This window comes from Mycobacterium sp., assembly GCF_008709575.1.
In the GTDB taxonomy this organism is placed as follows: Bacteria; Actinomycetota; Actinomycetes; order Mycobacteriales; family Mycobacteriaceae; genus Mycobacterium.
In genome coordinates this window covers 26536-38463 of the sequence record NZ_VYIK01000039.1, presented here as the reverse complement: position 1 = coordinate 38463, position 11928 = coordinate 26536, and the positions used below count along the sequence as shown (strand labels likewise).

Sequence of the window (11928 nt, the reverse complement as noted above, 5' to 3'; positions counted from 1 at the left end):
TCGACTTCCCGGTCTGGATGATCGCCGAACTCGACCGCGAAGCCACTCGGCTCGGAGTCACCCGCCAATCACTGATCAAGGTCTGGATCGCCGAAAAACTTGACCACGGTGGTCATACCGCAGCCTGACCGTTGTTGGATAGCACGGGTCCGATGCTCAGGGATCTGCTGAAGTCGTGCGCTGGTAACCGAAGATTGGTCTCACTTGAGCGAGTCACCTCCGGTGTCGCAAACAACACCCCACATCATCACCGCGGTTTCTACCAGTCCATTTGTCGGTATCCACGACGCGGAAACAACCAAACAATCTCAGCTTGGTTGCAAATCGTTAACCGACCTGTCCCCCGGTATGCGGTTGGAAGCAGTCCGCCGTCGCTGACTGGGATGCACGGATCGGGATCTAGCGGATGAGCCGAACCTCGATCGGCAAGTCGAGGTTTGCCCAAACACGGTCGGCGGTCAAAACGACCGGGGGCGTGCTGCGGATAGCCAGGGCAAGACAGCATCGGTCGCCGAGGGAGAGCTGTTGTCCGCCCGTAATAGCACGCAAAGCACCGGCAAGCTCCGCGTCATCAGCGGTCAACGGTTCAATGGTGACACCGGCGGCGACCAGAAGGTGGCGGATGGCAGAGGCGTCAATCTGCGCGTCGACTAGTTTGCCGATCACCTCAGCAAGATTCGGCGTGCCGATGATCGAACCGGTTATCGCCTCGGCGACCAGCTCGACGCCAGGCTCTTCGTGAATCAGTGCCAGCAGCGCCGACGCGTCGAGAACGGTCAATTGTCGTGCACCTCGGCGCGGCGCTCTGCGAGGAGTTCGCCTACCAGGGACCGATTGGGTGCCTTCTCCCGGCCCAGCGCGCGGATTTCGTCGATCGCATCCGCGGGCCTTTCCAAGATGATCCGCGATCCGTCAACACGGACGTGGACGCGATCACCCGGTGACAACCCAAGCGCCTCGCGGATGTCAGCAGGTATGACGAGTCGGCCTTGCTTACCGAGTCTAATCGTGGCATTCATACATAAATTGTGCCACGTTGGCGGTATCTGTGCCACATCAGTCACGTAGCGATCCGTTGGGCGCGAAACGTCGGAGGTTAAGCTACCCCGCGACCAGCGTCGAGCCTGTCGCGAGCCGATGAGGCTACCTAGTCCGGTGGCGCGGGTGGTCCGGCCGCGGTTGGGCGCGCGCTATTCCACCGGATCGGCGATCGGGAACCCGAGCGTCACGGCTACTGATTTCATGGTCGCGTCGTGCGTGGTGATGACGAGGTCATCGAGGCCGGAACGCAACGCCGATGCGAGGTGAATGGCGTCGAGCGTACGAATGCGAGGGATGATCGCCTCCGCTTCCTGCAAAACGGCGTGGTCGAGCGGGATCGTGTCGATATAGTCCAGGACCTGGTCGCGGTCGGCGACCGGCAAGCCCTCCCGCCGCAATACGCGAGTGATCTCGGTGCGAAGGATGCGTGAGGAAACGACGCGATCATCGTCTCTGCCGGTCGTGTTGTCGAACCATTGGGCCGCTGACGGCGACTGGCCGAGCATGATGCGTACCGCGACGGAGCTGTCGAGGTAGTGGTACGTCACCACAGGCCCTTTTCGTCGTCGAGAAGCTCATCGATTGTCGATGCCGTGGTGAGGTCATGCCGGGCGATTGTGCGGGTATGTGCGGGTCCACTTGCCTTCCGCGGAATAAGGGCGGCGGATGAGACGGCGGGAAGGATCGTGCCGATCCGGCGGTTGTGGCGAGTCAGCGCGTAGGGCTCGCCCCGCTCGAGGCCGGCGATCATCGGAGCAGGATTCTGGCGCAGTTCACCGACGGAGATCGACTTCATGAGGCCAGATTACCAGCAATTTATCTACTTTTGTCTACCACGGTCGTTCGCAAACTGCATGTCCGGCTCTGTACCAGTCGTTTTGCGATGCGACAGAGTTACTTGAGCTATCTCAGGTGTCTCAAATCCACTTCCCGGGCGGTTGACAGCCTGGCCCTACACGCCCTGACCGCCGCCTAGCCATCGCCGAAACACTGACGACCTGGTCCAAGCTCGTGTCTAGCTCCCCAGCGCTGCCCCGACGTGGCGACAACCCCGGTCGCTGCACCCACCAGGGCCGCGCTCACCACAGCGGGCGGGGCCTGGCTCCCGGTGTACGCCACCCGGACGAACTTATGAGCGAGACCGCTAGATCGCACTCGGTAGCGGCCCGCGCGCCGCTTCGTAGGCCGCGCCCACGCGGTAGAGCCGGTCGTCGGCCAGTGCGGGCGCCATGATCTGCAGTCCCACCGGCAGGTTGTCGTCGGGCGACAACCCTGACGGCACCGACATCCCGCAGTGTCCGGCCAGATTCAGCGGCAGCGTGCACAGGTCGAACAGATACATCGCCAGCGGGTCGTCGATCTTCTCGCCGAGTCGGAAGGCGGTGGTCGGCGTCGCGGGCGACACCAGCACGTCGACCGTCTGGTAGGCCTGGTCGAGATCGCGCGCGATCAGCGTGCGCACCTTCTGGGCCTGGTTGTAGTAGGCGTCGTAGTAGCCCGCCGAGAGGGCATAGGTCCCGATCATGATGCGCCGCTTGACCTCCGGCCCGAATCCGGCGGCCCGGGTCAGCGCCATCACCTCCTCGGCGCTGTGAGTGCCGTCGTCGCCGACCCGAAGCCCGTAGCGCATCGCGTCGAATCGGGCCAGGTTGCTCGACACCTCCGACGGCAGAATCAAATAGTAGGCTGCCAGCGCGTAATCGAAATGCGGGCAATCGACTTCGCTGACCTGAGCACCGAGCGCGGCCAGCTGCTCGACGGCGTTGTGGAACGACGCCAGCACGCCGGGTTGATAGCCCGCTCCGCTGTGCAGCTGGCGGACCACGCCGACGCGCACGCCGCGCAGGTCGCCGCCCGCTCCGGCCCGGGCAGCGCCGACGACGTCGGGCACCGGGGCGTCGATCGAGGTCGAATCGCGCGGGTCGTGCCCGGCGATCACCTGGTGCAGCAGCGCGGTGTCCAAGACCGTGCGCGCGCACGGACCGCCCTGATCCAGCGACGACGCGCAGGCCACCAGGCCGTAGCGCGACACCGTGCCGTAGGTGGGTTTGACGCCGACGGTTGCGGTGAGCGCGGCCGGCTGGCGGATCGACCCGCCGGTGTCGGACCCGATGCCCAGCGGCGCCTGGAACGCGGCCAGCGCCGCAGCGGTGCCCCCACCCGAGCCACCGGGCACCCGCTCGAGGTCCCACGGGTTGCGGGTCGGACCGAACGCGGAGTTCTCCGTCGAGGAGCCCATCGCGAACTCGTCCATGTTGGTCTTGCCCAGGATCGGGATCCCGGCCGCGCGCAGCCGCACGGTGACGGTGGCGTCGTACGGCGAACACCAGCCCTGCAGAATCTTGGATCCGCAAGTGGTCGGCATGTCCACGGTGGTGAACACGTCTTTGAGCGCCAGGGGCACTCCGGCCAGCGCCGAGGGCAGCGGCTGCCCGGCGGCCACCATGTTGTCCACCGCGGTTGCCGACGCCATCGCCGTATCGGCCGCGACGTGCAGGAACGCGCCGTAGCGGTCGTCGGTGGCTGCGATTTGGTCCAGGCAGGCTCGGGTGATCTCGACCGCCGACAACTCGCCGGAGGCGATCTTGGCGGCCAGTGTCGCCGCGTCCAGCCGGACGATCTCGGTCACTGGCTTTCCCCGAGGATCTGCGGGACGGCGAAGCGGCCGTCGACGGCCTCGGGGGCCCCGGACAGCGCCTCGCGCTGTGTCAGGCACGGTGTGGGCTCGTCGCGGCGGGTGACGTTGACGCTGGTGAGCGGGTTGTCGGTCGCTTCGACCCCGCTGACGTCGACGGCCTGGATCTGGCTGACGTGGGTCAGGATCGCGTCGAGCTGGCCGGCGAAGCTGTCCAGTTCGTCGTCGGTCAACGCCAGCCGGGCCAGCCGGGCCAGGTGGGCCACCTCGTCACGGGAGATCGTGGACACGAGGCCAAAGCCTAGTGGCCGGTGCGCCGCCCCTGCTCGACGGGCAGCGCGCACGCCGCTGTGGAACAGTGTTGCGCGTGGCTTCCTATCTGCTGCGTGTGCAACTGGCCGACCAACCGGGCAGCCTGGGCTCGCTGGCCGTGGCGCTCGGCTCGGCGGGCGCCGACATCGTGTCGCTGGACGTGGTAGAGCGCGGGCCCGGCTATGCGATCGACGACCTGGTGGTCGAACTCCCCCCGCGGGCGATGCCCGACACGCTGATTTCGGCGGCCGAGGCGCTGGGCGGAGTGCGGGTCGAGAGCCTGCGTCCCTACACCGGGCTGCTGGACGCACACCGCGAACTGCAGCTCATCGACCACATCGCTGCGGCGCACGGCACGTCGGCGCGGCTGCAGGTGCTCGCCGACGAGGCGCCCCGGGTGCTGCGGGTGGGCTGGTGCATGGTCCTGACGAAAACCGACAGCGGCATTCATCGTGTCGTCGGTAACGAGGGCGCCCCGGAAACCCGACTGAACCGCGCGCCGTGGATACCGATCGCGCAACCCGCCACCCTCGACAACGCCGAGGACTGGGTTCCCCGGCTGTGGCGCGACATGGACACCACTTTGGTCGCCGCGCCCCTGGGCAATCCGCACACCGCGGTGGTGCTCGGCCGGCCCGGCGGACCCGACTTCCGGCCGTCCGAGGTGGCACGGCTGGGATATCTGGCCGGTATCGTCGCGACGCTGCTGCACTGATCATCAGCTCAGCCGGTGCACCATGATCCCGTCTCGCCAGGTCGCCAGCACCGCGATGTCGGACAATCGGGCAGGTTCGGTGGTGAGCGGGTCGGCGCTCAGCAGCACCAGGTCGGCGACTTTTCCCGCGGTGATGGTCCCGGCTTCGCGATCGACCCCGAGCGCGATCGCGCCGCCCCTGGTGTAGGCGGCCAGCGCGTCCTGCACCGAGATCGCTTCGTGCGCGTGCAGCTTTGTGCCGGAAGCTGTTTCGCGGGTAACGGCGGCCCGGATGGCCGTCATCACGTCGCAGCCGGCTACCGGGTAGTCGGAGCTGCCGGCCACAGTCACCCCGGCGGCCGCCAGCGTGGCGAGCGGATTGACACTCAACCCTGTGGGCAGTCCGCGTTGCAGTAACTCGTCGCCGATCTCGTGCAGGAAGGAGGGCTGAACGACGGCGACGGCGCCGCAATCGGCGATGCGGCTTTCCAGGCCCGCGTCGAGCAGCATGGCGTGTTCGAGCCGGGGGCGCCCCGGGCGCTCACGAAGGTCGCCGACCTGATCCAAAGCATCGCAGGCCCGGCGCACCGCCCAATTACCCAGGGCGTGGATGGCGATCTGATGGCCGTGCGCGGCCGCGACCCGAATCGCCGCACGCAGGTCGTCGGGTTCCCAGAACGGCTTCCCGATAGTGAAATGCCGGCCGGCCAGCCGGATTCGGCCCATCCGCGTGCCCGCCCGCAGCGCCGCCAGGCCGCCACCGGTCACGGCTTTGCGCAGCGTTGCCCCGACCAGGGTGGCCAGTTGAGCGCCGGACACGCACACCGCGCAGCGGTCGGCGCCGTCGAGGAACAGCTTGGCCGGCCCGGTCGGAGCGCCGGCCGGACCCTCGCCGGTCGCACGGCCGGCGGCTCCCCGAGGTTCCAGAAACGACCGCTGCGCCACCGGCATGCGATGCACGGTGACCGGAAGCATCCCGGCCTCGACGGCGCGGTCGTAGAGGGGGTCGAATTCCGGCGGAACCGCGGCATCGCCCACCCGGACGATCCCGTGAGCCAGCAGCGCCCGGCCGTGCGCTTGGGCTTCGGCGAGCCAGGCGTCGCCGGAATGGGCGAGCAGGCTGCCGCGAGACACCGCCTCCGCCAAGAAGAACGCCGCTTCGAGTACCTCGCCGGTGAGCCGGCCCCGGCGGCGAACCAGCCTGCCGTGCGGCGGGTCGGGGCTGCCCGCCTGCCAGCCCATCGCGGCCAGCCCGGAGGTGTTGAGCACCCCTTCGTGGAAGGAGTAGCTGGCGACCAGCAGCGGGCGGTCGGCGCAGACCTCGTCGAGCTCGGCGGCGGTCGGCGCGCGCCGCTCGGCCAGTTTCAGCGGGTCGTAGCCCTGCAACCGTAACCAGCCCGAGCCCGGCGTACGGTCCCGCTGCGCGGCGACCCGGGCCTGCAGGTCGGCGATCGTCGCTCCGGGCGGCAGGTGCAGGTCGAGGGCGCGCCGGTCCAGCGCCGCCACACAGAAGTGGTGGTGCGCGTCGATGAAGCCGGGCAGCAGCGCACCATCGAGGTGCATGACCGGTGCGTGCTCGCCGACCCGGGCCAGCACCTCCGCACGAGACCCGACGGCGACGATGCGCCCGGCCGCGACCGCGACCGCCGCCGCGGTCGGCCGGGTGGGATCCATGGTGTGTACGACGTTCGCGGCAAGGACGGTGAGCGTCATTGCGCCTCGGCCCTGCGCACGGCGGCCGCGGCATCCTCGCCGGAGCGGATCGCCCCCTCGATATAGCCGTTCCAGATCGCGGCGGTCTCGGTGCCCGCCCAGTGGATCCGCCCGACCGGGGCCCGCAATGCCGGTCCGAACCCGGTCCAGGTGCCGGGCGGCAGCACCGCTGCGTAGCAGCCCCGGGTGAACTCTTCGGCCGACCAGTCCTGATCGAGGTAGCGCAGCGGCCGGGCGGCCCGCGGGCCGAAGAGCCGGGTGAAGGCGCCGACCACCGCGTCGCGGCGCTCATCGGCCGACGCGGCGGAGAATTGTCGGGCGTGACGGCCCGCGAGGAACCCCAGCAGCACACCGGGGGATCCGCCCGGCGGGCTGTTGTCGAAGACCTCCCCGACCGGGCCCGGCAGGCTCAGTGCCTGGCCGCTCAGGCCGTCGCGCCGCCAGAACGGCTCGTCGTAGACCGCCATGCACTTGATCACCGAACCCATCGGCATGCGCTGGGTGAGCTGGTCGCGGGCGGCCGGCAGCGCCGGCGCGTAGCCGATGCGGCCGGCCAGCGCGGGGGCAACGGCCACGATCACCCGCCGGGCGCGCAGCTCCGCACCGTCGGCTGCGACGGTGACACCGCGGTCGTCGTAGCCGATGCGCCGCACCGGGCGGCCGAGCAGCACCCGGTCGCCGAGTTCGCCGGCCAGCCCGGCGGCCAGCAGCTGCGTGCCGCCGACGACACGGTCCTGCTGAGCGCCGCCGCCGGTGCCCACCAGGGCGTCGAATCCGCCGCCGGAATGGATGTAGAACAGCACGTGCAGCAGCGACACGTCCTGCGGCTCACAGGCCCAGACGGCGTTGACGGCCAGCCGCAGCAGGCTGCGTGCATCCCGGGTGGCCACATTGCGCGCAAGCCAGGTCGCGAACGTCATCGTGTCGCGGTGCCGGGCGCGCCGGCCGGCCCAGGGCGCATCCAGCGGGACGCGCCGCGCCATGCGGTCCAGGCGGAGCTGTGCTTGCGCGACGTCGGCGAGGACCACCGGGGTGATCGGGGGAATGTCGCCGCGGTAGCGCAGCAGTCGGCCGTCCCGGCGCTCGAGCAGCCGATCACCGCTGTCGTAGGTCGGATGCAGGCTCAGCCCCAGCCGCCTCGCCAACCCGCGGGCACGGTCCTGGGTGGGCCCCAGCCACTGGCCGCCCAGCTCGACGACTCGCGTCGGATCGCCCGGGTCCAGTGCCTCGTTGCGGACCCGGCCGCCGACCCGGTCACGGGCCTCCACCACCAGCACCGATGTGCCCTCGGCGGCCAGTCGGGCCGCTGCGGACAGACCGGCCATCCCCGCGCCGACGACGATCACGTCCGCGTCTGGGCTCACCGGGTTTCCTCGCTTGCCGACGTGCGCGATCGCCGCTGCCGGTCAGGGCAGCAGACCCAACAACGCGATGCTATCGGCAGGATGGATCAAGGTGTCCAGCGCGGCTTGATTGAGGTTGATTAGTGAATCCCACAGCGGCGCGGACTCGCTGAGCGGCTCCCAGCCGCTGGGTGCGTTCATCACCGCGACGGCCAAGTCGTCGCGCGCGTTGAGGATGCCGGCGGTGATACTGGTGGCCGGGTCGGTCCACGTTTGGTCGATGACGGTTCCGAGATCCTGCAGGCCGGTGCCCAGCGCCGCCAGCGTTGCCGACAGATCGTGCGACGAGATGCCGCTGTGCACTTGCCCGGCGAGCACAGACAGCCGCTCCATTGCCAAGATGCCGGGCAACTCGATGTCTTTGACCGCCAGCGGCACATTGTTGACGATCGCCGACAGGCTGCCCGCCGGGTTGGTCACGATGTCGTGAACGATGGTGGCCAGGTCCGGGCTCAGCGCCGGTGTCAGCCGGTCCAGCACCGACGGCACGTCTTGTTGACTGCCGAAGATCTCGTCGAACTGCTCGGCCCCCATCGCGGTTTTGACCTGGTCGTACATCAGGTTGGCGCCCACCCAGGAGATGCCGTGGTCCTGGTCGTGGGCGTAGTCGTAGTCGAACAGGCGGTCTTTGAACTCGGTGGCGTAGTCCGCGGGGGTGACGACGGGAGTGTCGGCGGGCAGGTCGCTGCGGACATCGGCGACGTCGACGACCTCGGTCTGCACCCCGGTGCTCGGAATGGGGCCGGTGACGTCCTGCCAGCGCAACCACACTCCGCCGTTGTCGATGCCGGAGTCGTCGACCCAGTTCGCCACACCGGGGTCTTGGCTGCTGATCACGTAGTAGGTGTAGCCGTCGGGATCGTGGAACGCCTGGGTGTCGTTGAGGCTGCCCGACACGGTGGCAAACGGGTCGGTCTCCCCCCAGTCGTTGGCGAGCATGATGCTCGAGTACGCGGCGTCGATGTCGGGCACCGTGACGATCAGCGCCTGGTCGGGCTGCAGCGAGAAGTGGCCCAGACTGGTCAGCTGGTCCGACAGCAATGGCCCCGGGATGTGCTCGGTCGTCGGCGCGATGCTCGAGAACGTATTGACCGCAACGGTGTCGACGCCGTGCACCTGTCCGTAGTAGCTGCCGGAAGAGCTTTCGGTGGGCAAGTTCGCGGCGATGGTGCTCAGCATCGACGACATCTGGTTTTCCGAGAACACCGGTAGGGTGAGCGTCTTCGGGCCACCTACTTCGTGGATGGAGAAACTGTCGTGTATCTCGCCCCAGTCACCGAGGGTGTCCCGGATGATCACCACTTGGGCCCCGGCGGTGTCGACCCAGTCGTCCGGTTGGGGCGTGGCGCTCAAAGTGATGGTGTAGTCGCCGTTGGCGTTGGGCGTCGCATTCGCCAAGTCGAGCGGTGAAAGAGGTTGGAAAGTGGCGGTCACACCGTTGCCCGCGTTGGGCAGGAAGGTCACATCCTGGGTACCGGGGCCGGGATCGACGGTGACCACGTAGGTCTTACCCGGATCCACCTCCAGGACGCTGTAGAAGTCGTCGGGATTGTTGTAGACCAGAAATGCTTGCGGGTCGGCGGCATTGGCGTCCCACGAGTAGGTAGCCCACGGCACGACGACATCGCCCAACTGATTGCGAAATATATTGAACTCCGACCCGAGCATCGTCGTCGCCACCATTTGCTCGTAGTCGTGCAGTGTGGCCAGATCAGACGGCACGATGAACGGGAACGTGCTGTTGGTCTGGGTGATCTGCTGCTCCGCGTCGAGCAGTTGGTCGATCGCCGGTTGCAGCGGGTTCGAGCCGTCCGGCGCGGCGACCGCGCGCGGGGTCGCCGTCATTGCCGTCGCGCCGACCGCCGTGATTGTCGCCGCAGCTGCTGCGTGAGCCCAGCCGCGAGCGTTCACGGAAAAGCCACCGCGAGGCTATCGAGCAGACCCGACAGCAACGCGCCCAGGTTCGGCACCAGGTCAACGCCCAGCGCACCCGCACCCAGTGCCCCGGGCGCGCTGCTCAGCAGGTCGATGTGGCCGGCGGCGGCCGGATCGATCGCGTTGGCGAGCGCCAGCCGGGTCCACAGCACGTCGAAAATGCTGCCGCCGGTGTATTTCGCGGGGAACGGATCGTCGGGGCCGCCGAACGGCAGTGGCGACGGGATCGGCGAGGAGGTCAGCAGCCCGCTGTCGGGGAAGGCGTAGTTGAGTTGGTCGGCCGGTCCGAAGTTCTCGGTAGTTCCATTGAGGACGGCGCCGGTGACGATGGCGGGGGCGTTGACGATGTCGCTTAGGGCCGTCAGGTAATCCCCGGAGCCCAGCGCATCGACGATGCCTTGGGCGAGGTATGTCGAGGACACCACGGCGTCGTGTACCGGGAAAGCGATGTCGCCGAAATTGTCACCCAGCGGGCTGGTCGGGGTGTTGGCATACTGCTCGATGCTGATGTCGTGGGGATTGCCGTCGAAGTCGGTCGCGACGAAACTGTCGACGTTGCCGGCCATCTCCTCGGCGACCGTCCTGATTGCCTGGAACACATCGCCGATGGCGACGAATAAGCCACCCGTGCCGAACGAACCGGCGTGATTCCAGACGTCTTCGACTCCGCCGACGATATTGCCCGACGCGATGTCATGGGACGCGGTCTCCAGCGTCGCCGGCAATCCTTGCCGGGCGGCGTCGAGGACGGTGTGGGCGGCCTGCAGCCCCTCGTCGAGCGTCTGGGCGTAGCCGATCTGGTTGCTGACGTACTGCGACAGGATCGGGAAGGGGTCCGCAGCGACGATCCCGCCCAGGGTTTCCAGGTTGGTGCCGGCCGTGGTGAGGACGTTCACCCACTCGGTGACGGGGTTGAGGAAGGCGGGATCACCGGAGCTGGTGAGTGCTATCGCGACGTCAGGTTGCGGTGGTGCCGGCGGATTCCCGGCGACCAGCGCGACAACAACGGCAGCACCGGCCGCCGCCCCGGCGGCGGCATAGCGGCGATGAGCGAAGTCCATGGCATACCTCTGGCGGCTTGTGCGGATAGCACCAACCTTGGGCCAGCATCTCGGCCGCAGTCTTGACACTTCGAGACAGAACTTTGACAATTCGGGACATGTCGGTGGTTCGCGGTACGTCGTTGTCGAACTACCCGCACTTTGTCAGCGAACTCGGCGGCGACCCGGACGATCTCTTGCGCAAGGCCGGCATCCGCCCGCACGACGTCGGTAACTATGATGTCTTCCTTCCGTTGCGGGCCGTCTTGCGTGCCATCGAGTCTGCCGCCGCGGCCACCGCCACCGCGGACTTCGGACGGCGCCTCGCGCGACGGCAGGGCATCGAGATCATCGGTCCCGTCGGCGTAGCGGCGCGCACCGCGGCCACCCTCGCGCACGCGTTGGCGATCTGCGGCACTTTCCTGTCGGCATACAGCCCCGCGATCGGGATCAGCATGACCGAACTGGACAACCGGGAGTTCCTCGGACTCGAATTTCTCCTCGAAGAGGTGCCGCCCTGCCCGCAAAGCGTCGAATTGTCGCTGGGTGTCTCGCTCGGTATGCTGCGGTTTCTGCTCGGTTCCGACTACACGCCGGTATCGGTGCACCTGCCGCACGATCCGCTTACCTCCGTCAGCGACTATGCTCAATACTTCGGCTGCAAAACGTATTTCGCGCAGCGAACAACAGGCTTCATGCTCAGGAACGCAGATCTGAGCAGGCCCTTGCAACGAGACGACGTCACGCACAACGCTCTGGTCGAATACCTCAAGAGCATCAGCACCTGTAAAACCGCACTCGCGGAATCGATTTGCTCGATCGTCCGGCAGTTGCTGCCCACCGGCCGTGCCACGCTCGACATCGTCGCCGACCATTGCAACCTGCACCCGAAAACTTTGCAGCGCAGGCTCGCCGACGAGGGAACCACCTTCGCCGCCCTGGTCGACCAGGTCCGCAAGGAAACCGCCGGGCGATATCTTCGCGACACGCAGATCAGCCTGTCGCACCTCACCCGCGAGATAGGCTACGCGGAGCAGAGCGTGCTCAGCCGCTCCTGCCAACGCTGGTTCGGCTGTAGCCCCAGCGATTACCGCAAGAACCGGCGACCCGGACCGGCCGATGCCGGCCGGCGAGGTGGCGGTCGTTGACCCCAGC

11 protein-coding genes and 1 pseudogene are annotated in these 11928 nt (G+C 67.8%); 2 read left to right on the top strand and 10 right to left on the bottom strand.

Features of this window, described 5'->3' with window-relative positions; genetic code table 11:
- Positions 1-399: 399 nt before the first annotated feature.
- The 6 genes and pseudogenes from F6Q13_RS10600 to gatC form a co-directional block, all read right to left on the bottom strand.
- Positions 400-780 carry a type II toxin-antitoxin system VapC family toxin gene (locus F6Q13_RS10600; protein WP_293056021.1) on the bottom strand — a complete coding sequence of 127 codons (381 nt, stop codon included), beginning with the start codon at positions 778-780 and terminating at the stop codon, positions 400-402.
- Positions 777-1019, bottom strand: coding sequence for an AbrB/MazE/SpoVT family DNA-binding domain-containing protein (locus F6Q13_RS10595; RefSeq protein ID WP_293056019.1), 243 nt, complete (start codon positions 1017-1019; stop codon positions 777-779). The genes F6Q13_RS10600 and F6Q13_RS10595 overlap by 4 nt, the downstream gene beginning before the upstream one ends.
- A gap of 171 nt (positions 1020-1190) precedes the next feature.
- The gene (locus F6Q13_RS10590; protein ID WP_293056016.1) at positions 1191-1589 is read right to left on the bottom strand and encodes a type II toxin-antitoxin system VapC family toxin; all 399 of its coding nucleotides are present in this window, start codon (positions 1587-1589) and stop codon (positions 1191-1193) included.
- Between the two features lie 92 nt (positions 1590-1681).
- Positions 1682-1837: pseudogene (locus tag F6Q13_RS10585) on the bottom strand (type II toxin-antitoxin system Phd/YefM family antitoxin); the annotation flags it as partial.
- A 348-nt stretch (positions 1838-2185) separates the two neighbouring features.
- On the bottom strand, positions 2186-3670 hold the full coding sequence (gene gatA, locus F6Q13_RS10580; protein ID WP_293056013.1) for an Asp-tRNA(Asn)/Glu-tRNA(Gln) amidotransferase subunit GatA: 1485 nt from the start codon (positions 3668-3670) through the stop codon (positions 2186-2188).
- A complete protein-coding gene (gene gatC, locus F6Q13_RS10575) occupies positions 3667-3966 on the bottom strand; it encodes an Asp-tRNA(Asn)/Glu-tRNA(Gln) amidotransferase subunit GatC (protein ID WP_293056011.1) in 300 nt (99 codons plus the stop codon). Before gatC ends, gatA begins: the two co-directional genes overlap by 4 nt.
- Positions 3967-4043: 77 nt before the next feature.
- Between gatC and F6Q13_RS10570 the strand changes: the two genes are divergently transcribed.
- The gene (locus tag F6Q13_RS10570; protein ID WP_293056008.1) at positions 4044-4703 is read left to right on the top strand and encodes an amino acid-binding protein; all 660 of its coding nucleotides are present in this window, start codon (positions 4044-4046) and stop codon (positions 4701-4703) included.
- A 3-nt stretch (positions 4704-4706) separates the two neighbouring features.
- Here the strand turns inward: F6Q13_RS10570 and F6Q13_RS10565 are convergent, their stop codons facing one another.
- The 4 genes from F6Q13_RS10565 to F6Q13_RS10550 are packed head-to-tail and all read right to left on the bottom strand — an operon-like array spanning position 4707 to position 10794.
- Positions 4707-6395: an amidohydrolase family protein gene (locus tag F6Q13_RS10565; protein WP_293056006.1), complete on the bottom strand. Its 1689-nt coding sequence runs from the start codon at positions 6393-6395 to the stop codon at positions 4707-4709.
- Positions 6392-7759 (bottom strand): flavin monoamine oxidase family protein, encoded by a 1368-nt coding sequence (locus F6Q13_RS10560; RefSeq protein WP_293056003.1) that lies wholly within the window; start codon positions 7757-7759, stop codon positions 6392-6394. Before F6Q13_RS10560 ends, F6Q13_RS10565 begins: the two co-directional genes overlap by 4 nt.
- A 42-nt stretch (positions 7760-7801) precedes the next feature.
- Complete coding sequence (locus tag F6Q13_RS10555) at positions 7802-9709, bottom strand: hypothetical protein (protein WP_293056000.1); 1908 nt, start codon at positions 9707-9709, stop codon at positions 7802-7804.
- Positions 9706-10794: a hypothetical protein gene (locus tag F6Q13_RS10550; protein WP_293055998.1), complete on the bottom strand. Its 1089-nt coding sequence runs from the start codon at positions 10792-10794 to the stop codon at positions 9706-9708. Before F6Q13_RS10550 ends, F6Q13_RS10555 begins: the two co-directional genes overlap by 4 nt.
- A 98-nt stretch (positions 10795-10892) precedes the next feature.
- Here F6Q13_RS10550 and F6Q13_RS10545 point away from each other — a divergent pair, with 98 nt between their 5' ends.
- Positions 10893-11921, top strand: coding sequence for an AraC family transcriptional regulator (locus F6Q13_RS10545; protein ID WP_293055995.1), 1029 nt, complete (start codon positions 10893-10895; stop codon positions 11919-11921).
- Positions 11922-11928 lie beyond the last annotated feature (7 nt).